Raw genomic sequence first — 20,790 nt, 5'->3', positions numbered from 1 at the left:
TGATCCCGCAGAAGTCAACGCAGTGCAAAAATCATGTTTGGTGGCGATAGCGGAAGGGTTCCACGCGTACCCATCCCGAACACGACCGTTAAGCCTTCCAGCGCCGATGGTACTTGGACCGAAGGGTCCTGGGAGAGTAGGACGCCGCCAAGCACATGAAGCCATTGTTGAGTCATTGACAATGGCTTTTTTGATTTGTGCAGGGCTGTGGAAAACTTGTGGATAATTTTCAGGAGTTGCTGAAAAATTACGCACATGTGGATATAATTTTTGCAGAAAGCAATCCCTTGTTTATGTGGATGATGGACATATTATTGTGGATTCGTCAAGCAAAACTCCAAGTAATACACGGATTTTGTGGATAAAAAGTGGATTTTGTGGATAGCGCTTGCAAAACAGTGGATAAGTTTTTTGGGCCGGGAAGAATTCTTTCCGGCTTTTCGTGTTGCTGTGCTTTAAGTTGTGGATAACTCGCTTGAATTCTTTTATTTCTGCTCCAAATTAGCATACTATTTCTTGACTTGATATACTCAAATTAAGTACCAAATTCATGTTGATGAGGTGAGCCGAGTGGAAATAAGACAGCTGCAGGTAGAGGAATTCGAGCCAAGTCTTACCCTGTCCGAGTATGCATTTAAGTATACAGTGTCCGGTGAAGACCGGTTAAAGCAAGAACAGAAGTTTAAGCCGGAGAGAGTGTGGGGGATTTTTGAGGATGGGAAACTGAGCGCCAAGCTGACTTTGCTTCCTCTACAGGCTTATATTCAGGGACAAGCAATCTCCATGGGAGGCATTGCCGGAGTAGCAACTTGGCCGGAGAATCGCAGACAAGGCTATGTTGCTAAGCTTTTGAAGCATATTCTGCAAGTAATGAATGAGAACGGGCAGACGTTATCGATGTTGCATCCGTTTCTGATTCCCTTTTACCGCAAGTTCGGTTGGGAGATTTACTGTGAGTATAAGAAATACACGATTCCCGTGGCTAAATTCCCGTTAAAAACGGACATCGAGGGCAGCGTCCGGCGGGATAGCGCAAATCTGGAAGTATTGGACCAGTTGTATAATCAGTTCGCTGCCCAATACAGCGGCACGTTGCTGCGAACCAAGGAATGGTGGCAGAATAATGTGCTGGATAAGGATACGCATCACAGTGTGTTTTTTTCAGAGCAGGGTGAAGCGGAAGGGTATGTGCTGTATAAGCTGGAGAATAATCAACTGGTTATCGATGAGTTTGTCTTTTTGAATGAGAAGGCGCGCCGGGGATTATGGACTTTTCTTGCTAACCACGATTCAATGGTCACCGGTGCGGAGCTGAAGCTGGTGCCATCCGATGATATCCTGCCGTTTTTGCTGCCGGATCCTCGAATTCCGCAGGAGAATTATCCTTATTTCATGGCGCGGATCGTAAATGCCCAGGCTTTTGTGGAAGCATTTTCTTTCAATATGTTAACAGAAACGGTGAAGCACACCGTATATATTCAAGATGAGCAGGCCCCATGGAACGAGGGGGTATGGGAGTGGACAGTGAACAATCAGGGGGCTGGTTCGCTTACACGCTTAGACTCAACAGACATGCAAGCTGACCTGAGCTGCAGTATTGGCACACTGACGGTGCTGTTAATGGGATATAAGCGTCCCCAAGAGCTGGCCCGGTACGGAAGGATATCCGGAAGTGCGGAAGCCGTGAAGTGGCTGGAGGAGATAACACCGCAGGCGAAGACAGCTTTGTTCGACTTTTTCTGATTGCTGCCAAGCTCTACCTTATGCTTCTAAGCGGGTAGAGCTTTATTTTACATATAAAAATACTGGATGTACCAGGGGATGTCCGAATACAATGGCGGTAAAAAGTAAAAAATAAGAGGAACCACTTGGAATTCAGTGAAAATATGTTATAATATGAAAAAAGTCAAAGAAAGTCAAAGTCAACGAACCCGCGGAAGCTTTATTTTAAGCTTTATTAGTTGAAGTTACCGGAGTCGATGGTTGAACTGCTTAATTGTCGGGTGCATGATTGCACGCAGTTGGTATTCTTTTGCAGCCGGTCAGCATGGATTCGTGCTTTCGCTCTTGGGTTAAGTTCATTAGAGATCACTCCGGACGGATTCACAGCAGGACGTACAATACAGCATTAAACACTGGAGGATGAGTGATGCGTAATATCTCTGATATTATCGAACAATATCTGAAGAATATTTTGCATGAAAGTCCCGAAGGTACGGTGGAAATCCAGCGCAATGATCTGGCGGACCAGTTCTCATGCGTGCCGTCACAGATCAATTATGTCATCAGTACACGCTTTACTTTGGAAAAGGGCTATGTGGTGGAGAGTAAGCGCGGCGGCGGAGGTTATATCCGGATTCAGCGTTTTGAGCTGCCCCAGAATGTGGCGCTGTATGCTCATCTCAAATCTACAATAGGAAATGATATTGATCAGAATTCCGCCGAAGGGCTGATTTATCAGCTTGAGGAAGCCCGCTTTCTAAGCAAGCGTGAAGCGTGCCTCATGCGCGCCGCTGTTTCCCGGGAATGCCTGACGGTTCATCTGCCGTACCGGGATGAGATTCGTGCCAAGATTATGAAGGCCATGCTAATCTCTTTGTTGGGCAAATAATTGTCATCATAAGGGAGGGACTCCGCTTATGCTTTGCCAGGAATGCGGCGTCAAACCGGCAACCCTACATTTCACTAAAATTGTGAGTGGAGAGAAGACGGAATTTCATATTTGTGAAAGCTGTGCACGTGAGAAGGGGGAACTGATTCCCGGAACGGCGGGAGGTTTCTCGATACACAGCCTGTTGTCCGGCCTGCTTGATCTTGAAGGGGCCGGCAAGGAGAAGTCAGCAGCGACCAAGAATGTCCAAGGTTTGCATTGCGAGAATTGCGGTATGACGTATTCCCAGTTCAGCAAGCTTGGACGTTTCGGCTGCAGCTCCTGTTATAAATATTTTGACAGCACGCTGGACCCGCTCTTTAGGAGGGTTCATGGCAGTACCGCGCATGTAGGTAAGCTGCCGAAGCGGGCCGGTGCACAGATTATGTGTAAACGGCAAATCGATGAGTTGAAGCACGAGCTGCAGGAAAGCATCATGCATGAAGAGTTCGAAACCGCAGCCGAGCTGAGGGACAGAATACGCAAACTTGAAAAAGAAATGGCACAAGAGTAAAGTCTTTCATATATAGGGGGGATACGACATGTCAAGTCTCCGGTTTACCGAGCAAGCACTTAGTGACTGGATGCGCTGCGGCGGCAGCCATTCTGAGATTGTAATCAGCAGCCGTATGCGTATCGCCCGCAATCTGGAGCACCTGCCTTTTCCACTGCTGGCTTCAGCCGAACAGGCGGAGGAAGCATTGGAACAGCTCGCCCCTGTATTTCAGGGGGAGGCAACAGAAAGTTTTGGCACCTTTGAACTGCTAAGGCTGGATGAGCTTACTGAGCTGGACAAAAAAGTACTGGTGGAGAAGCATCTGATCAGTCCCAACCTGGCCAATGATTCCCGGGGCGGCGCAGTTATCCTGAACGAGGATGAGTCGGTCAGCATTATGATCAATGAAGAAGACCATCTCCGTATCCAGTGTTTATTTCCCGGCCTGCAGGTGAAAGAGGCTTGGAGTAGGGCGACGGCGATAGATGATATTTTTGAAGCTTCTGTCAATTATGCATTTGATGACAGAAGAGGATATTTAACCAGTTGTCCCACTAATGTGGGCACCGGCCTCCGGGCTTCAGTGATGCTTCATTTACCGGCTCTCGTGATGACCCATCAGATTAACCGGATTTTATCCGCCGTGAACCAGGTGGGGCTGACTGTAAGAGGAATTTATGGTGAGGGCAGCGAAGCAGTAGGGAACATCTTTCAGATTTCCAATCAGATTACACTGGGTCAGACGGAAAATGAAATCATTGAGAATCTTCACGGTGTGGTTACCCAGATCATTGAGCATGAACGAAATGCCCGGGAACGCCTGCTGACAGATTCGGCACTGCGGATTACCGACCGGATCAAACGCTCGTATGGGATCATGGCTTATGCCGCTGTGATGGAGCTTAAGGAGTCGGCTCAGCGCCTCTCGGATTTACGTTTAGGAGTGGATCTTGGGATTCTGGAAGGGCCGCCGATTTCAGTGCTCAATGAGCTGAACGTCAAGACACAGCCTGGTTTTCTGCAAAAAATGTTCGGAGACGAGCTTTCAGCCACCGAACGAGATATGTACCGGGCGAAACTGCTCCGGGAGACACTGGGATTACAACATTAATTATAGATATTTATTATCCGTGGAGGTGCATGAGATATGATGTTTGGAAGATTTACGGAACGCGCACAAAAAGTGCTGGCGCTGGCGCAGGAAGAAGCTGTCCGTTTGGGACATAACAACATCGGTACAGAACATATTTTGCTCGGTCTGATTCGTGAGGGAGACGGCATTGCCGCCAAGGCATTAATCGGCCTCGGTCTGGGTCTGGAGAAAATTCAAGACGAAGTGGAGACGCTGATCGGCAGAGGACAAGAACAGCCTACCAACATCGCGTATACTCCACGTGCAAAAAAGGTTATCGAGCTGTCGATGGATGAAGCCCGTAAGCTGGGTCATACTTACGTCGGAACAGAGCATATCCTGCTCGGACTGATCCGTGAAGGCGAGGGCGTTGCAGCCCGTGTGCTTAACAACCTCGGCATCAGCCTTAACAAAGCCCGTCAGCAAGTACTGCAGCTTCTGGGCAGCAGTGAGGCAACCTCAAGCCACAGCGGTACGCCCACTAATGTAAGCACGCCTACGCTGGATGGTCTGGCCCGCGATTTGACGGCTTATGCTAAAGACGGCAACCTTGATCCGGTTATCGGCCGCAGCAAAGAAATCGAACGTGTAATCCAGGTACTGAGCCGCCGGACCAAAAACAATCCGGTGCTGATTGGTGAACCTGGGGTTGGTAAAACAGCTATAGCTGAAGGACTGGCCCAAAAAATCATCAACAATGAAATCCCGGAAACGCTGCGTGATAAACGTGTTATGACCCTTGATATGGGATCTGTCGTAGCCGGAACCAAATACCGCGGTGAGTTTGAAGACCGTCTCAAAAAAATCATGGATGAAATTCGTCAGGCCGGCAATATCGTGCTCTTCATCGATGAGCTGCACACCCTGATCGGTGCAGGCGGTGCGGAAGGTGCGATTGACGCCTCCAACATCCTGAAACCGGCTCTTGCCCGTGGTGAGCTGCAGTGCATTGGTGCCACTACCCTGGATGAATACCGCAAATATATTGAAAAAGACGCAGCCCTGGAGCGCCGCTTCCAGCCGATTACGGTGGATCAGCCTTCTCCGGAGGAAGCAGTACAGATCCTGTACGGACTGCGTGACCGTTATGAAGCCCATCACCGGGTGAAGATTACGGATGAAGCGATCGTGGAAGCTGTGAAGCTGTCCGACCGCTACATTCCAGACCGGTTCTTGCCGGACAAAGCGATTGACCTGATTGATGAGGCAGGCTCTAAGGTAAGACTCAACTCTTACACGATTCCGCCGAATCTGAAGGAACTGGAAATGCGTCTCGATGATATCCGCAAGGAGAAGGATTCTGCTGTACAGAGCCAGGAGTTTGAGAAGGCAGCTGCACTGCGGGATACCGAGCAGAAAATCCGTGAGGAGCTCGATACAACCAAGAACCAATGGAAAGAAAAGCAGGGTCGCACTGACTCCCAGGTTACGCCGGAGGATATCGCTCAGGTGGTTGCCAGCTGGACCGGTATTCCGGTCAGCAAGCTGAAGGAAGAGGAGACAGACCGTCTGCTCAACATGGAGGCTCTGCTGCACGAACGCGTAATCGGCCAGGATGAGGCTGTGAAGGCTGTCAGCAGGGCGCTGCGCCGGGCACGTGCAGGTCTTAAAGATCCAAAGCGTCCGATGGGCTCCTTTATCTTCCTAGGACCAACCGGTGTAGGTAAAACTGAGCTTGCCCGTGCACTTGCTGAGGCCATGTTCGGCGATGAGAACGCGGTAATCCGTATCGATATGTCGGAGTACATGGAGAAGCACTCCACGTCCCGCCTTGTAGGGGCGCCTCCAGGGTATGTAGGGTATGAAGAAGGCGGACAGCTGACCGAGAAGGTACGCCGCAAGCCATATTCCGTAGTATTGCTGGATGAGATCGAGAAGGCTCACCCTGAAGTATTCAACATCCTGCTGCAGGTGCTGGAAGACGGACGTCTGACCGATTCCAAAGGACGCGTAGTCGATTTCCGCAACACATTGATTATCCTGACTTCGAACGTAGGGGCACAGGCGATCAAGAAGAATTCGACACTCGGCTTTACCGCTGTACAGGATGCCGGAGCAGATTACAGCAACATGAAGGGCAAAGTTATGGAAGAGCTGAAGAAGAGCTTCCGCCCAGAGTTCCTGAACCGGATCGACGAGATCATCGTCTTCCATTCCCTGGAGGAGAAACACATTGCCGAGATCGTTACACTCATGTCCGACGAGCTGCGCAAGCGGCTGCGTGAGTACGACGTTGACTTTGTGCTTACTGACGGCGGAAAAGCCTTCCTGGCCAAAGAGGGCTATGATCCGGCCTTTGGTGCACGTCCGCTCCGCCGTGCGATTCAGAAGCATATTGAAGACCGTCTCTCTGAAGAACTGCTGAAGGGCAACATCAAGAAAGGCGATTCCCTCAAGATTGACGAGGTGAATGGTGAACTTGTAGTTACGACAGTAGATGTTCCGGCTGCACCTTCGCTGGAAAAAGAAGTAGAGGCTGAACAATAATATCAAGTGAAACAAAGCTTCCGCTCCTCCGTACTTAAGGAGCGGGGGCTTTTTTTTACATTTCCGATGGTTAATTGGGCTCTGAATCAGGCAGGTTATAGATAACACGCCAAAAACTAGATCTTTAGTGACCTTTCGTTCAAGGTGCAGAAATGGTAAACTTTGAATAAGAGAAAATTATCCGCAATTTTAGCAAGTACGGACTGTAAGGAGACCACATGGCTAAACCAAAAACTAAATTTTTCTGTACCGACTGCGGCTACGAATCCCCAAAATGGTTCGGCAAATGCCCGGGCTGCCAGGCATGGAACACCATGGTGGAAGAAACGGAAAGCGTAGTCAAAACTCAAGGAATGAATGCACCTATTTTTCAGAGTAAAGAAAAGGCGCAATCGATCATAAATATAGAGAGTGACAAAGAGCCCCGTATCTTGACAGGCATTGGAGAACTTAACCGTGTGCTCGGCGGAGGCATCGTACCAGGATCCCTGGTGCTGGTCGGTGGCGATCCCGGAATCGGCAAATCAACCCTCCTGTTGCAGACCTCGCATGCATTGACGACCCAAGGATTGCGTGTACTGTATATCTCGGGAGAAGAATCGGTGCGCCAGACCAAGCTCCGTGCCGACCGCCTCGGGGCGTTGTCTGCAGAACTGTATGTGCTGTGTGAGACGAACATGGAGAGCATTGAAGAGGCAATTGAGCATATTCAGCCACAGTTCCTCGTAATTGACTCCATTCAGACCGTATTTATGCCGGAAGTGACGAGCGCTCCGGGGAGTGTGACGCAGGTCCGGGAATGTACGACAAGATTTATGCGCATCGCCAAAATCCGCGGTATTGCTACAGTGCTTGTAGGCCATGTTACCAAAGAGGGAGCCATAGCCGGGCCGCGGATGCTGGAACATATGGTGGACTGTGTGCTGTATTTCGAAGGGGAACGTCATCATACTTACCGACTGCTGCGTGCGGTGAAGAACCGCTTTGGTTCTACCAATGAGATCGGGATCTTCGAGATGGGCGAGATCGGTCTTACGGAAGTGGAGAATCCTTCAGAGCTATTCCTGTCAGAGCGCCCGCTGGGTGTAGCCGGCTCTGCTGTTGTAGCAAGCATGGAGGGAACAAGACCGGTGCTGGTCGAGCTTCAGGCACTTGTTGCAGCCACTCATTTCCCTTCTCCGCGGCGGATGTGCACAGGGATGGATCATCAGCGCATGGCGCTTATTATTGCTGTACTTGAGAAACGGATGGGCATGTTCCTGCAGAATCAGGATGCCTACCTCAATGTTGCCGGCGGTGTGAAGCTGGATGAACCGGCCATCGACCTGGCGGTTGCGGTCAGCATTGCCTCAAGCTTTCGTGATATATCCACAAAACCCTATGATGTCTTCTTTGGCGAGGTTGGACTTACCGGTGAGGTCAGGGGCGTCTCACGCGCAGAAACGCGGGTCAAGGAGGCGGCAAAGCTTGGCTTCAGAAGGGTAATTATGCCCGAGAAGAGCATGAAAGGCTGGAAGCATCCGCAGGATATCCAGATTATTGGCGTCAGCACCGTAGCAGATGCATTAAAGGTCGCGTTAGATTAGGGGGCATAGGAACATGAAAGAATATAATCAATTAGATAATATGAACGATCTGCTGAGGATGGCGGCGCCGGGCACACCGTTTCGCGAAGGTCTGGAGAATGTGCTCCGCGCGAAGACAGGGGCACTGATCGTAGTAGGTTACAGTCCTGAGGTGATGGAAGTTGTTGACGGCGGCTTTTCCATTAACTGCGATTTTTCGCCCAATTATTTGTATGAGCTGGCGAAGATGGACGGGGCCATTATTTTGAGCGAGGATCTCAAGCGGATTCTGTATGCGAATACCCAGCTGATCCCTGACTCGTCGATCTCATCGATCGAGACAGGAATCCGCCACCGGACAGCAGAACGGGTTGCCAAGCAAACTGGAAAATTGGTCGTTTCGATTTCCCAGCGGCGGAACATCATTACCTTATACCAAGGCTCTATCCGCTATGCGCTCAAAGAGATCGGGGCCATTCTGGCCAAGGCCAATCAGGCGATCCAAACCCTGGAGAAATACAAAGCGGTGCTTACCCAGGGGCTGACTAACCTCTCTGCATCTGAATACGAGGGGATTGTTACCGTCGCAGAGGTCGTTGGTGTCATTCAGCGTGTGGAGATGGTGCTGCGGATTAAGATGGAAATCAAACGGTACATCAATGAGCTGGGCAATGAAGGCCGCTTGATCAGCATGCAAATGGAAGAACTGGTCGGAAATACAGAGGAAGAAGCTTGGCTTCTCTACAGAGACTATGCAAGAGAGGAGCAGGAAGACAAAATCCGCGAGATCATTGCCGGCCTCAAGCGAACCAGTGACGATGAGCTGATGGATGATAATCATATCGCACGTCTTTTGGGATATTCTTCGACAGCAATTGCCTCAGAAGAAATAGTTACTCCGCGCGGCTACCGCCTGCTGAACAAGATTCCGCGGCTGCCGAATGTGATCATCCATAATCTGGTTGAACGCTTCGAAATGCTGCCTAACCTGATGACGGCCAGCATAGCGGAACTGGATGAAGTGGATGGAATCGGCGAGGTTCGGGCACGCAACATTCAGGACGGACTCAAACGGCTGCAAAAACAAGTTCTTATTGACAGACAAATGTAAATATCATACAATCACGTAATATTGATGGCCCTAAGTTTCAAAAGTAAGCAAATAGAGGTGAAGAAATGATACAAAAATCAATTCCGAGTCTTTTTACCATTGGTAACCTGATGCTTGGAATGTTTGGTATCATGATGGCGTTTGACGGCAAGCTTAGCATGGCCGCTATCATGGTGATTATTGCTATGCTTTTAGACGGACTGGATGGCCGGGTTGCGCGTGCGCTTAAATGCGAAAGTGAATTTGGTAAGGAACTGGATTCTTTATCCGACGTGGTCTCTTTTGGGGTAGCACCGGCACTGATTATGTATTTGACTAGCCTGCAGGACCTGAATTCTGCGCTTGGCTGGACGGTTACGGCGATTTTCCCGGTATTCGGGGCACTGCGTCTGGCACGTTTTAATGTCCGTCCGGGAATTCCCGGGTATTTTGTCGGATTGCCGATTCCTGCAGCTGGTGGCGTTCTGGCCACGCTGGCTCTTTTTCATAAAGATGTTTCCGCTCCGTTTATGATTATCGCAACACTGCTCTTATCTTATCTGATGGTCAGTACGATGAAATACCCTAATTTTAAAAAGATCGGTCTGCCTAAAAAAGCTGTAATCGGCGCACCCGTAGTCATTGTTGTCGCGGTTGCAGTAGCGGTTATTTTTCCGGAACAGATCGCCAAGATGATCTTTGTGCTGCTTGGGCTATATGCGCTGTACGGCTTTAAGCAGAATATTGACCGGTTGAATGCACGCCGCCGTCACCGCCGCAGAAGACGTTCGGAAGACAAGGTTTATCATTCTAAGAACGGCTAGAATTAGCTGTTATCACCAAAAAGGCTTTGCCCTCACTGAGACCAGTGAACGGCAAAGCCTTTTGCTTTGAACGGATGAAAGAATGGACGTTACCATCAGGACAGATTAAATAATCCGAGTGTAGCGCATTTCTGCGACTCCTTTGCCACAACCTCGTCCATATTAATGTCAAGCAGATTGCATAGTGCAGACATATAGAACAGTTCGCGTCCCAACTCAGAAGCAATGACCTCGCGGCAGTTCTCGCACAGCTCACCTTCCAGATGAGTGCCTGCCAGCTCCTTAGCTTCTTCAAGACCAAGAGCCGGCTCGAATACCTGCTTGGTGGCGTGCAGCTGGATGCATCCGCATTCCGTGATGGCCTTAACGACAGCCCGATTAACAGAAGCGCTGCTTTGGCCGTTTTTGGACATGACATCCAGAAGACTACGGTGACGGAGCAGCAGTTCGGAGACTTGATCCTGAAAAGCCTGTAAACTTGGTGCACTCATTATCCATTCACCCCTGGGTTCTTAATTGAGTTCATTATATGCCAGTACCCCCCTGTTTTCAACGGGAATAGGAGTTCTTGGTAACCCTTACATTGCCGGTAACTATCGTTATCAGAAAAAATAACGCATGCTGCGATTACCGTCCTAAAAATTGGAACATACTGGTGAGGTATAGATCATTTTAGGATGAATAAAAGGAGGTGCGTAAGGTTATGTGGAAAAAGGTGGTTTTGACGCTCGCCGGGTTACTCGGTGCCTGGTCCGGCTTTTCGCTATACCATACGGCAGAAAGAGGATTCCCTGAAGGGATGGGAAAACTGGGAGAAAGTCTGCCTGTGGAAGGAAGCATTTTATTTACGGTGCTGGGTGCCATTATTTTTTTGTTTGCGGGGACTTTATGCGCGGATTGGGGAGGTTCAAAGCTGCGGGAGGCGGTCTTGTACTGTTCGCGTATACCGATGAATGAAATGGCCGCAGGTGCCGCTGGTCTGACAGGAGGACTGCTGCTGTCCCTGCTGCTTCATCCCGCTATGGATTGGCTTGGCAAAGCCGGAGACCTGCTGCAAGTGGCTGTTACACTGGCACTGGGTTATATGGGGCTGCGGATCGGGCTGGAGAAGAAAGATGAGCTGGCTTCACTCTGGGCCACAGGACGCTGGGGACAGCCGGACGAGCCGGAGGGCCGAGGGCTGGAAGAGCATAAGATTCTGGATACCAGCGTCATCATAGACGGGCGGATCGCCGACATCTGCAAAACAGGGTTTATTGAAGGGACGATTGTCATTCCGGAATTCGTGCTTGAAGAGCTGCAGCATATTGCCGATTCTTCCGATCTGCTGAAGCGCAACCGTGGACGGCGGGGGCTCGACATCCTTAACAAGATTCAGAAAGAGCTGGATGTGAAGGTACTTATCTACGAAGGAGATTTCGAGGAAATTTCCGAGGTGGACAGCAAGCTGGTCAAGCTGGCTAAGGTACTCCGCGGCAAGGTCGTCACCAATGACTTCAATCTTAACAAGGTATGTGAGCTTCAGGGCGTGTCCGTACTCAATATTAATGATTTGGCTAATGCGGTTAAGCCGGTCGTGCTGCCTGGGGAAGAAATTATTGTGCAGGTGATTAAAGACGGCAAGGAGCATGGCCAAGGGGTGGCATATCTTGATGACGGGACGATGATTGTCGTTGAGGGCGGACGCGAGTACATCGGGACAACGATGGAAGTGCTTGTGACAAGCGTGCTGCAGACTTCAGCAGGCAGGATGATTTTTGCTAAACCGAAACTTCTGGAAAAAGCGCAATAAGACCTTAGAGCCGTTCTCCAAAATGTCTTGTAGGCTTGGAAATGCCCGCCAAACACGTTATGATGGGGGTATACATGAAAGACAGGAGCCTAAAAGAATGTCAAACAGTGTAGGCGCCGTGATTGTAGCGGCAGGCAGAGGGACAAGAATGGGGACCGCAGAGAGCAAGCAGTATTTGCTGCTGCAGGACAAACCGATTATCGTGCATACGCTGGAGGTGTTCCAGCGGCATGAGCTCATCTCCGAGGTTGTACTGGTTACCGGTGAAGAGGATATCAACCGCTGCCGGGAATGGGTACAAGTCTACAAGCTGGATAAAGTGAAGGCCGTAGTTCCCGGAGGCTCTGAACGTCAGCATTCTGTGTATAAGGGACTGAAATCGCTGGGAACCGAATGGGTTATGGTGCATGATGGTGTCCGCCCGTTTGTACAGGCCAGTGAAATCAATGCCTGTTATGAGAAGGCCAGAGAGACCGGAGCTTCCGTACTCGCTGTGCCGGTGAAGGATACGATCAAGCAGGTGGACGGCACAGGCAAAGTGCTTTCCACGCCGGATCGGCGAAGTCTGTGGGCGATTCAGACCCCGCAGACTTTTCGTCTGTCTGAGCTGCTGGCAGCCTATGACGCGGCGGAGCGGGACGGGTTCCTGGGTACGGATGACTCCAGCCTGGCGGAGCGCAGCGGCATTCCGGTCTCTGTCGTGGAAGGAAGCTACCGTAATATTAAGCTTACGACACTGGAGGATCTCGATTTTGCGGAGTTCACAGAAAGAAACAGGGGAGAGGATTAACACATGATAGCTGTAGGACAGGGTTTTGATGTACACCAGCTGGTGGAGGGCAGACCGTGCATTATTGGCGGCGTGACGATTCCTTACGAAAAGGGGTTGTTGGGCCACTCTGATGCTGATGTGCTGCTCCATGCAGTCAGTGACGCGATACTGGGAGCCTTGGGGCTTGGCGATATCGGCAGGCATTTTCCCGATACCGATCCGGCGTTTAAGGATGCAGACAGCCTGAAGCTGCTGGAGCATGTATGGGGTCTTGCCCGCGAACGGGGCTACAAGCTTGGGAATATCGATTCCACGATTATTGCACAGAAGCCCAAGATGGCTCCTTATATCCCGGAGATGACTGAGATTATTGCCAGGGCCCTGGGCGCAGAGGTCTCGAAGGTTAATGTAAAAGCAACGACAACCGAGTGGCTCGGCTTTGCCGGACGCGGTGAAGGAATTGCAGCTCAATCTATTGTCTGCCTGCTCCAAGATGTGATATCATCTTGAGATGGCTGTATGCGGCCTAATTTTATCCATTATGAAGCGGAGGGAATACCATGGCTGATCAAGTCCGGGTGCGTTACGCACCGAGCCCTACGGGACATTTACATATCGGAAATGCCAGAACAGCACTGTTTAACTATCTGTTTGCCCGTAATCTGGGCGGGAAATTTATTATCCGAATCGAAGACACCGATGTTAAGCGCAATGTTGCCGGCGGTGAAGAAAGCCAGCTGAAGTATTTGAAATGGCTGGGAATGGACTGGGATGAGAGCATTGATGTCGGCGGAGAATACGGCCCGTACCGCCAGACCGAACGTCTGGATTTGTACCGTGTATACTGGCAGGAGCTGCTCGACCGCGGTCTCGCCTATCGCTGCTACTGCACTGAAGAGGAGCTGGAAGCAGAACGTGAAGAACAGACTGCGCGCGGTGAAACTCCCCGTTATTCCGGCAAACACCGGAATCTGACGGAAGAGCAGCGTCTTGCTTATGAAGCAGAAGGACGCATTGCCAGCATCCGTTTCCGGGTACCTGAAGACCGGACGTATACCTTTGATGATATTGTTAAAGGCAGTATCTCTTTCAACAGCAAGGAAATGGGCGACTTTGTCATCGTGAAGAAGGACGGAATACCGACCTATAACTTTGCGGTTGCCGTTGATGACCACCTGATGGAGATTTCCCATGTACTGCGCGGGGAAGATCATATTTCCAATACACCCCGCCAGTTGATGATTTATGAATCACTGGGCTGGGAAGCTCCACTGTTTGGCCATATGACGCTGATTGTCGGTGATGACCATAAGAAGCTGAGCAAGCGTAACGAATCTATTATTCAATTCATCGAGCAGTACGAGCAATTGGGCTATCTGCCGGAAGCTCTATTCAACTATATTTCACTGCTGGGCTGGTCTCCGGAAGGTGAAGAGGAAATATTCAGCAAGGAAGAGCTTATTTCTATCTTTACAGCGGATCGTCTCTCCAAAAGCCCCGCAGTGTTTGATAAGAACAAGCTGGCCCATTTAAACAATCACTATATCAAGCATGCTGATCCGCAGCGGATTGCGCGTCTGGCTATTCCTCATCTTCAGCAGGCGGGCAGACTGCCGGCTGAACTGAGCGCGGAGCAGCAGATCTGGGCTGAAAGCCTTGTTGCGCTGTACCAGGAGCAGTTAACTGCGGCTTCGGATATCGTAGGGCTGTCTGAGCTGTTCTTCCGGAGCCATTTGGAGCTGGAGACAGAAGCGGCACAGGTGCTTGCAGAACCCCAGGTTCCGGAGGTGCTGGCTGCATTTTTGGCTAAGATCGAGAGCACAGAAGACTTCACGGCAAGCAATATGGCTGTGCTGATCAAAGAAGTGCAGAAGGAAACAGGCCATAAGGGTAAAGGGCTGTTTATGCCGATTCGTGTCGCCCTGACAGGACAGACACACGGCCGTGATCTTAACGTGACCATTGCCCTCTTGGGGCGCAGCCTGGTTATCGAACGTCTGAAATCTCAAATTAAAGGGGCTTAAGACACCAAAGGCTGCTGTCCAACCCTTGTCAGTCCATTATCTTTTCGCTAAGATAGAAGAATATTATAATAGCTGTGATCAGGAAAAGTACGCGTATCTAAGGACAATTGCCAGAGAGAATAACCGCGGAGGAAATCTTTCTTCCAGGCTGGGAGTTATTCATTTGTCCGGCGCGGAACATGCGCCTGTGAGCTGTGCGGCTGAGCGCACCCGTCCGGGAGCGTTAGGCCGTGCCGGGACGTTACCGTTATTAACGCCAAGAGGGATGGGCGCAATCGCAGGCCGGAATAGGACTACGGCGATGACGCATTATCCAAGGCAGAGTGGAACCGCGGTTACACGCCTCTGCAGCTTTATGCTGCAGAGGCGTTTTTTGTTGGAATTATAATTTATACACGGCATATCTAAGTGAAGGAATTAGAAAGTGGGCTGGACAATACCTTCCCTTGGCGCATCTGTTAACAGGAGGCGGGGAAGTGAAGAAGAGGGGAAACGTGATGTTTAAGCATATCAAGTCGGACATCCGGGCTGTATTCGACAACGATCCCGCAGCCCGCAGCAGATTCGAGGTTGTTTTCACCTATGCCGGACTTCACGCGATATGGGCTCATAGAATAGCCCATTCCCTTTACACCCGCCGATGGTTTACGCTGGCGCGGATCGTCTCCCAGGTCAGCAGATTCATGACCGGTGTGGAGATCCATCCCGGCGCCCGGATCGGCAACAGATTATTTATCGACCACGGGATGGGAATTGTCATCGGCGAAACCTGTGAAATTGGCGATGATGTCATCATCTATCAGGGGGTGACCCTTGGCGGAACCGGGAAGGAAAAGGGCAAACGCCATCCGACTGTAGGGAATAATGTGGTAATAGGTTCAGGCGCCAAAGTACTGGGATCGTTCCGGATCGGCGATAATTCCAATATCGGCTCCAATGCGGTCGTGCTGCGTGAAGTACCGAATAACAGTACAGTGGTCGGCAATCCCGGCCGTGTGGTCAAACGCAACGGGGAGCGGGTATCGGACCGGCTGGATCATACCAAAATGCCGGATCCGCTGGTAGATTCCCTGCGCTTTCTGCAGAAAGAAATTGAGGAAATTCGCGAGCAGCTAGGCAATGAAGACAAGCAAAAGGCAGAGCAGCGGCGTCTGGAAAGCCAGCAGTACATCGGCGACTATGAAATTTAAGCTTACCGGTACTCGAAAGAATCCGGGGACAACAGAAAGGATTGGGAACAGCATGTCTTTGCAAATTTACAACACTATGGCACGCGCTAAGGAAGTATTCGTGCCTCAGGAGCCAGGTAAGGTAAAAATGTACGTATGCGGACCAACCGTTTACGGTTATATGCATATCGGGAATGCGAGACCGGTTATCGTATTTGATATGGTCCGCAACTACCTGGAAGCACTCGGCAATGAGGTCATCTATCTGACCAACTTCACCGATGTGGATGACAAAATGATCCGTAAAGCGGAAGAAATGAACATCACTGTAGCTGAGGTTGCGGAAATGTTCATTGCTGCCTACCAGGAGGATCTGATCGGGCTTGGCGTAAAGCCGGCCACGATGAATCCGCGGGTGACGGAGAGTATGGATAAGATTATTGAGTTCATCAAGGAGCTTGAAGAGAAGGGATATGCTTATGAGAACGGCGGGGATGTGTTTTACCGTACCGGCAAGTTTGCCGATTACGGCAAACTGTCCCGCCAGAACCTGGAGGAGCTGCGCTTCGGCATCCGTGTCGAGGTAGATCCCCGCAAGGAAAACCAGGAGGACTTTGTGCTCTGGAAGGCAGCCAAACCGGGTGAGGTACACTGGGCCAGCCCTTGGGGAGAGGGACGTCCCGGCTGGCATATAGAGTGCTCGGCAATGGTCCGCGAATATTTGGGTAAGACGATCGATATCCATGGCGGCGGAGAGGATCTAAAGTTCCCGCACCATGAATGCGAATGTGCACAGACAGAAGCACTGACAGGTGCGCCGCTGTCGAATTATTGGATGCATAACGCGTTTTTGAATATCGGTGATGAGAAAATGTCGAAATCTCTGGGGAACGGCCTGCTTGTAAAGGATATCCGTGCACGCTTTAAAGCGGGGACTATCCGGTATTTCATGCTCTCCAGCCATTACCGCAATCAGCTGAACTTCACGGAGGAGGCGCTGCTGTCCGCCGAGAAGAGTACCGAGCGGATCGCGCTCGCAGAGAGCAATGTAAAACATCGGCTTGAGCTTAACCCGGAAGGTACGGGTGAAGCGGCGAGTAGCGCTGTTGCAGAACGTCTGACGGCGATCTTAAGCAATTTCCATGCCAGAATGCAGGATGATTTCAATACACCAGATGCGATTACAGCGGTATTTGACTGGGTCAGCCTTGCCAATCAGACCCTTGCTAAAACTGACGCTTCGTCCGCAGATTTTGCGGCGCTGCTGAATACCTTTGCGGAGATGAATGCTGTGCTGCGTCTGACCCCTGAACTTGAGGCTGAGGTTGCGAGTGAGGAAGTCGAACGTCTTATCGCGGAGCGGGCAGAGGCCCGCAAGAATAAGAATTGGAGCCGCTCCGATGAGATCCGCGACGAGCTGAACAGCCTGGGCATCCTTCTGGAAGATACTCCACAGGGAATGCGGTGGCGGCGGAAATGAGCGGTGAATTCAATGTAAACGAAGCCTGGTTTCCATATGAGCCGTCCAAGCCGGCCCGCCTGCTCTCACCGATTGTACTGGCTTATGCGGGGGATGCTATTTATGAGGTGGCTGTGCGCCAGTATCTGATTTCACTGCCCAATCTTCGCCCGAATCATTTGCACCGCACAGCTACGGGGCTGGTCTCCGCCAAAGCGCAAAGCACGATTCTGGCCTATCTTGAGCCTATGCTTACTGACGAGGAGAAAGATATTGCCCGTCAGGGGCGCAATGCCAAATCGGGTACGGTCCCCAAAAATGCGGATGTGCTGGAATACCGCCATGCCACTGCTTTTGAGTGTCTGATCGGCCACCTCTATTACACGGGGCAGCAGACAAGAATCCAGGAACTCGTCCACAGCAGTATTGAGTATATGATGAACCGGCCTAAGTGAGGCCGCGAGCTGATAGAACAGGAGGCATGAACATGGAAGAATTAAAGACAGAAGAGGAAATACTGGCCGGTAAGCATTCGGTGCTTGAAGCACTTCGTGCCGGCCGCACGCTGAACAAGATCTGGATCGCTGAAACTGCGCAGAAGCATTTAACCGCGCCGATTATTGCCGAAGCGCGCAAAGCCGGGATCGTTATCCAGCATGTTGACAAACGGAAGCTCGATCAGCTTGCACCGGGAGTGCAGCATCAGGGGGTAGTAGCACAAGCGGCACCGTTCGCTTATGCCGAGGTTGCAGATATTCTGGCTGCTGCAGAGGCAAAGGGGGAACCTCCGTTTCTTATCCTGTTGGATGAAATTGAAGACCCGCATAATCTGGGTTCCATTCTGCGTACCGCAGACTGCACAGGAGTTCATGGTGTAATTGTACCGAAACGGCGGTCGGCGCAGATTACGGCTACTGTCTCCAAAACATCAGCCGGTGCAGTAGAATATGTTCCGGTAGCACGGGTCACCAACCTGGGTCAAACGATAGACCGGCTTAAGGAACTGGGTGTTTGGGTAGTAGGAACGGATGTTGCGACCGATCAGAATTTGTACGAATCGGATATTTTCACAGGACCTGTTGCGGTTGTGATCGGCAATGAGAATAAAGGGATCGGCCGGTTAATCCGCGAAAAATGCGACATCCTGCTGAAGCTACCAATGGCCGGTAAGATTAATTCGTTGAATGCATCCGTCGCCGCCGGGGTAATTATGTATGAGGTGCTGCGCCGCCGGCATCAGCAGGGATAGTTATGGCTGACTGGCGCGATGTGCTGCTTGTGGATGGATACAATATGATCGGCGGCTGGCCGGAACTCGCTGCGCTTTCGCTGACCGGCATGCAGGGCGCTCGCGACCGGCTGCTGGATATGCTGGCCGATTATCAGGCATTCACGGGGCGGCGCGTTATCGCCGTATTCGATGCTTACCGTGTTCCGGGGCTTGGCCGTTCGTTTGTGCAGGGGAAAGTCCAGGTGGTTTTCACCAAGGAAAAAGAAACTGCAGACGAATGCATCGAGCGGCTAGTGGGAGAGTTCAGCCACCGCCGCAGGCAGATTTATGTGGCAACAAGCGATTTTGTGGAACAGCATGTAATATTTGCCCAAGGGGCGCTGAGGATTTCCGCCAGAGAACTGAAGCTTGAAATTGAAGAAAATCAAAAACAGGTTAAAAAAGCGATCGAACCCGAGATCATCAGCTCTAAGCGCCATTCCCTGGAAGAGAAGCTTCCTCCCGAAATGCGCAGACGTCTTGAAGACTGGCGCCGGCAATGAAAAAACCTATGAATAATCAAGAAGCATTGGCAAAATGCCATAAAATGCTATTGAAGATTGATTTTGGTCAATAATCGGTTGACGGTATAAGGTAACATAATATATACTGTTCCTATATTTTAGCGAAGTAACGATGTGTCTTGCGTTGCAGCCGGGGGGATTCTTGGTGAGTGTCGACCTCAAGGAAATAATGCTTTCCGAGTATGATTTCATAAGTGATGAAGAAATTGTCGAGATCTTCCGTGGTGGCGACAGTGGCGCATTGGAACATTTAATTAACAAGTACCGTAATTTTGTACGCGCTAAGGCACGTTCTTATTTTCTGATTGGAGCGGACCGGGAAGATATCGTACAGGAAGGCATGATTGGCCTGTATAAGGCGATTCGTGACTTCAAAGGTGACAAGCTCTCTTCCTTCAAAGCGTTTGCTGAGCTCTGCATTACCCGTCAGATTATAACTGCTATCAAGACTGCTACCCGTCAGAAGCATATTCCGCTTAATTCTTATGTATCTTTGGACAAGCCTATCTATGATGAGGACTCAGACCGGACACTGATGGATGTGATCTGCGGTACACAGGTGCTGGATCCCGAAGAACTGATTATCAACCAGGAAGAATTTATCGGACTGGAAGATAAGATGGCGGAGATTCTTAGCGACCTAGAACGCAAAGTTCTGATGCTCTACCTGGATGGAAGATCCTATCAGGAGATTGCAGAAGACTTGAAGCGGCATGTGAAATCGATTGATAATGCATTGCAGCGGGTTAAACGCAAATTGGAAAGATATCTGGAAGTGCGTGACAATTAATGATATACTACTACTTGAAAGGCTCGGACATCGAGTCTTTTTTTAGTGTTTTGGAAATTTCTGTATCATAATGATCTGGGATTTCAGTCGCTAGTTGGTAAGGACAGGTTTATACACAGTCGGAATGCTCCATAATGATAGAGAAAGACAGCGTGCAACGGGCAAAAAGGCAGAACCAAAGACAACGTGCAGCACACGACTACAGAACCCGAAATTACCCGATGCGGATGGGCAAATCTTTCGTTGACACAGACGTTGACATTATGCTAAAGTGTTTTAGGTAGGCCTAAATTCGCGGGTTTTTTTAGGATCAATATTTGCGTCTTCTAATTTGATAATTAGAAGGACGTCTTCGGGAGGTGCACATCATGCGGGTAATTATCACTTTGGCTTGTACAAGTTGCAAACAAAGAAACTATGCGACAACCAAAAACAAGCGAAATCACCCCGACCGCTTGGAGATGAAGAAATTTTGCAAGTTCTGTAACGAGCAAACTCCTCATCGCGAAACCAGATAGTCTTTGGAGGTGTAGTCGGCGTGAAACGTAGTTTCAAGTCTTTGTTTTCCTTTTTCACTGAGAGCTGGAGTGAACTCAAAAAAGTTCGCTGGCCTAGTCGTAAAGAACTGAAAAACTATACGTTGATCGTTCTTGGCACAATTGTTGTTGTTGCTCTTTACTTCTGGGTTCTGGACATCGGTATTTCCGCTGTGATCGAAAGGATTATTTAGAGAGGTCCCAGGTGGC

21 protein-coding genes and 1 rRNA gene are annotated in these 20,790 nt (G+C 50.3%); 21 read left to right on the top strand and 1 reads right to left on the bottom strand.

What is annotated here, in order from left to right:
- Positions 1-36 precede the first annotated feature (36 nt).
- From rrf to pssA, 9 genes are all read left to right on the top strand, one after another.
- A 5S ribosomal RNA gene (rrf, locus tag JRJ22_RS26415) occupies positions 37-153 on the top strand.
- Between the two features lie 417 nt (positions 154-570).
- Positions 571-1,743 carry a GNAT family N-acetyltransferase gene (locus JRJ22_RS26410; RefSeq protein WP_206102181.1) on the top strand — a complete coding sequence of 391 codons (1,173 nt, stop codon included), beginning with the start codon at positions 571-573 and terminating at the stop codon, positions 1,741-1,743.
- Positions 1,744-2,149: 406 nt separating this feature from the next.
- Positions 2,150-2,611 carry a CtsR family transcriptional regulator gene (locus JRJ22_RS26405; protein ID WP_054943944.1) on the top strand — a complete coding sequence of 154 codons (462 nt, stop codon included), beginning with the start codon at positions 2,150-2,152 and terminating at the stop codon, positions 2,609-2,611.
- 28 nt (positions 2,612-2,639) lie between these two features.
- Complete coding sequence (locus JRJ22_RS26400) at positions 2,640-3,164, top strand: protein-arginine kinase activator protein McsA (RefSeq protein WP_206102180.1); 525 nt, start codon at positions 2,640-2,642, stop codon at positions 3,162-3,164.
- A gap of 28 nt (positions 3,165-3,192) precedes the next feature.
- Positions 3,193-4,257, top strand: coding sequence for a protein-arginine kinase McsB (locus tag JRJ22_RS26395; RefSeq protein ID WP_206102179.1), 1,065 nt, complete (start codon positions 3,193-3,195; stop codon positions 4,255-4,257).
- A 36-nt stretch (positions 4,258-4,293) separates the two neighbouring features.
- Entirely contained in the window at positions 4,294-6,765 is a 2,472-nt protein-coding gene (clpC, locus tag JRJ22_RS26390; protein WP_206102178.1) for an ATP-dependent protease ATP-binding subunit ClpC, read from the top strand.
- A 218-nt stretch (positions 6,766-6,983) separates the two neighbouring features.
- Positions 6,984-8,351: a DNA repair protein RadA gene (radA, locus tag JRJ22_RS26385; protein WP_054943948.1), complete on the top strand. Its 1,368-nt coding sequence runs from the start codon at positions 6,984-6,986 to the stop codon at positions 8,349-8,351.
- A gap of 13 nt (positions 8,352-8,364) precedes the next feature.
- A complete protein-coding gene (gene disA / locus JRJ22_RS26380; RefSeq protein WP_206102177.1) occupies positions 8,365-9,441 on the top strand; it encodes a DNA integrity scanning diadenylate cyclase DisA in 1,077 nt (358 codons plus the stop codon).
- A gap of 65 nt (positions 9,442-9,506) precedes the next feature.
- Positions 9,507-10,244 (top strand): CDP-diacylglycerol--serine O-phosphatidyltransferase, encoded by a 738-nt coding sequence (gene pssA, locus JRJ22_RS26375; RefSeq protein ID WP_054943950.1) that lies wholly within the window; start codon positions 9,507-9,509, stop codon positions 10,242-10,244.
- A gap of 95 nt (positions 10,245-10,339) precedes the next feature.
- On the opposite strand, the gene JRJ22_RS26370 is transcribed toward pssA, so the two are convergent.
- On the bottom strand, positions 10,340-10,735 hold the full coding sequence (locus JRJ22_RS26370; RefSeq protein WP_054943951.1) for a nucleoside triphosphate pyrophosphohydrolase family protein: 396 nt from the start codon (positions 10,733-10,735) through the stop codon (positions 10,340-10,342).
- Between the two features lie 212 nt (positions 10,736-10,947).
- Between JRJ22_RS26370 and JRJ22_RS26365 the strand changes: the two genes are divergently transcribed.
- The 12 genes from JRJ22_RS26365 to secE all read left to right on the top strand — a co-directional run bounded on the left by JRJ22_RS26365 (position 10,948) and on the right by secE (position 20,774).
- Positions 10,948-12,036 carry a PIN/TRAM domain-containing protein gene (locus JRJ22_RS26365; RefSeq protein ID WP_206102176.1) on the top strand — a complete coding sequence of 363 codons (1,089 nt, stop codon included), beginning with the start codon at positions 10,948-10,950 and terminating at the stop codon, positions 12,034-12,036.
- Between the two features lie 97 nt (positions 12,037-12,133).
- A complete protein-coding gene (ispD, locus tag JRJ22_RS26360) occupies positions 12,134-12,826 on the top strand; it encodes a 2-C-methyl-D-erythritol 4-phosphate cytidylyltransferase (RefSeq protein ID WP_206102175.1) in 693 nt (230 codons plus the stop codon).
- A gap of 3 nt (positions 12,827-12,829) precedes the next feature.
- Positions 12,830-13,318, top strand: a complete 489-nt coding sequence (ispF, locus tag JRJ22_RS26355; RefSeq protein ID WP_206102174.1) for a 2-C-methyl-D-erythritol 2,4-cyclodiphosphate synthase — start codon at positions 12,830-12,832, stop codon at positions 13,316-13,318.
- Between the two features lie 50 nt (positions 13,319-13,368).
- On the top strand, positions 13,369-14,832 hold the full coding sequence (gene gltX, locus JRJ22_RS26350; RefSeq protein WP_206102173.1) for a glutamate--tRNA ligase: 1,464 nt from the start codon (positions 13,369-13,371) through the stop codon (positions 14,830-14,832).
- A gap of 497 nt (positions 14,833-15,329) precedes the next feature.
- A complete protein-coding gene (gene cysE, locus JRJ22_RS26345) occupies positions 15,330-16,022 on the top strand; it encodes a serine O-acetyltransferase (protein WP_206105315.1) in 693 nt (230 codons plus the stop codon).
- A gap of 52 nt (positions 16,023-16,074) precedes the next feature.
- Positions 16,075-17,481 (top strand): cysteine--tRNA ligase, encoded by a 1,407-nt coding sequence (cysS, locus tag JRJ22_RS26340; protein WP_206102172.1) that lies wholly within the window; start codon positions 16,075-16,077, stop codon positions 17,479-17,481.
- The gene (locus JRJ22_RS26335; protein WP_206102171.1) at positions 17,478-17,915 is read left to right on the top strand and encodes a Mini-ribonuclease 3; all 438 of its coding nucleotides are present in this window, start codon (positions 17,478-17,480) and stop codon (positions 17,913-17,915) included. Before cysS ends, JRJ22_RS26335 begins: the two co-directional genes overlap by 4 nt.
- Positions 17,916-17,947: 32 nt before the next feature.
- Complete coding sequence (rlmB, locus tag JRJ22_RS26330) at positions 17,948-18,709, top strand: 23S rRNA (guanosine(2251)-2'-O)-methyltransferase RlmB (RefSeq protein WP_054943957.1); 762 nt, start codon at positions 17,948-17,950, stop codon at positions 18,707-18,709.
- A 2-nt stretch (positions 18,710-18,711) separates the two neighbouring features.
- Entirely contained in the window at positions 18,712-19,233 is a 522-nt protein-coding gene (locus JRJ22_RS26325) for an NYN domain-containing protein (protein WP_206102170.1), read from the top strand.
- Between the two features lie 166 nt (positions 19,234-19,399).
- Positions 19,400-20,044: an RNA polymerase sporulation sigma factor SigH gene (gene sigH / locus JRJ22_RS26320; protein ID WP_019908203.1), complete on the top strand. Its 645-nt coding sequence runs from the start codon at positions 19,400-19,402 to the stop codon at positions 20,042-20,044.
- Between the two features lie 368 nt (positions 20,045-20,412).
- Entirely contained in the window at positions 20,413-20,562 is a 150-nt protein-coding gene (gene rpmG / locus JRJ22_RS26315) for a 50S ribosomal protein L33 (protein ID WP_074086515.1), read from the top strand.
- A gap of 20 nt (positions 20,563-20,582) precedes the next feature.
- A complete protein-coding gene (gene secE / locus JRJ22_RS26310; protein WP_189030943.1) occupies positions 20,583-20,774 on the top strand; it encodes a preprotein translocase subunit SecE in 192 nt (63 codons plus the stop codon).
- The last annotated feature ends 16 nt before the right edge of the window (positions 20,775-20,790 follow it).

This window comes from Paenibacillus tianjinensis (assembly GCF_017086365.1).
In the GTDB taxonomy this organism is placed as follows: Bacteria; Bacillota; Bacilli; order Paenibacillales; family Paenibacillaceae; genus Paenibacillus_AQ; species Paenibacillus_AQ tianjinensis.
Note: the sequence above shows the minus strand (reverse complement) of the source record. Positions and strands in the feature narration are given on the sequence as shown.

What these genes read in the sequence shown, in the direction of transcription:
- JRJ22_RS26370 (WP_054943951.1), bottom strand. Translation starts at nt 10,735, where the DNA reads ATGAGTGCACCAAGTTTACAGGCTTTTCAGGATCAAGTCTCCGAACTG.
- rlmB (WP_054943957.1), top strand. Translation starts at nt 17,948, where the DNA reads ATGGAAGAATTAAAGACAGAAGAGGAAATACTGGCCGGTAAGCATTCG.
- JRJ22_RS26325 (WP_206102170.1), top strand. Translation starts at nt 18,712, where the DNA reads ATGGCTGACTGGCGCGATGTGCTGCTTGTGGATGGATACAATATGATC.
- rpmG (WP_074086515.1), top strand. Translation starts at nt 20,413, where the DNA reads ATGCGGGTAATTATCACTTTGGCTTGTACAAGTTGCAAACAAAGAAAC.
- ispF (WP_206102174.1), top strand. Translation starts at nt 12,830, where the DNA reads ATGATAGCTGTAGGACAGGGTTTTGATGTACACCAGCTGGTGGAGGGC.
- JRJ22_RS26365 (WP_206102176.1), top strand. Translation starts at nt 10,948, where the DNA reads ATGTGGAAAAAGGTGGTTTTGACGCTCGCCGGGTTACTCGGTGCCTGG.
- cysE (WP_206105315.1), top strand. Translation starts at nt 15,330, where the DNA reads ATGTTTAAGCATATCAAGTCGGACATCCGGGCTGTATTCGACAACGAT.
- cysS (WP_206102172.1), top strand. Translation starts at nt 16,075, where the DNA reads ATGTCTTTGCAAATTTACAACACTATGGCACGCGCTAAGGAAGTATTC.
- JRJ22_RS26400 (WP_206102180.1), top strand. Translation starts at nt 2,640, where the DNA reads ATGCTTTGCCAGGAATGCGGCGTCAAACCGGCAACCCTACATTTCACT.
- radA (WP_054943948.1), top strand. Translation starts at nt 6,984, where the DNA reads ATGGCTAAACCAAAAACTAAATTTTTCTGTACCGACTGCGGCTACGAA.
- JRJ22_RS26395 (WP_206102179.1), top strand. Translation starts at nt 3,193, where the DNA reads ATGTCAAGTCTCCGGTTTACCGAGCAAGCACTTAGTGACTGGATGCGC.
- JRJ22_RS26335 (WP_206102171.1), top strand. Translation starts at nt 17,478, where the DNA reads ATGAGCGGTGAATTCAATGTAAACGAAGCCTGGTTTCCATATGAGCCG.
- JRJ22_RS26405 (WP_054943944.1), top strand. Translation starts at nt 2,150, where the DNA reads ATGCGTAATATCTCTGATATTATCGAACAATATCTGAAGAATATTTTG.
- disA (WP_206102177.1), top strand. Translation starts at nt 8,365, where the DNA reads ATGAAAGAATATAATCAATTAGATAATATGAACGATCTGCTGAGGATG.
- clpC (WP_206102178.1), top strand. Translation starts at nt 4,294, where the DNA reads ATGATGTTTGGAAGATTTACGGAACGCGCACAAAAAGTGCTGGCGCTG.
- ispD (WP_206102175.1), top strand. Translation starts at nt 12,134, where the DNA reads ATGTCAAACAGTGTAGGCGCCGTGATTGTAGCGGCAGGCAGAGGGACA.
- gltX (WP_206102173.1), top strand. Translation starts at nt 13,369, where the DNA reads ATGGCTGATCAAGTCCGGGTGCGTTACGCACCGAGCCCTACGGGACAT.
- pssA (WP_054943950.1), top strand. Translation starts at nt 9,507, where the DNA reads ATGATACAAAAATCAATTCCGAGTCTTTTTACCATTGGTAACCTGATG.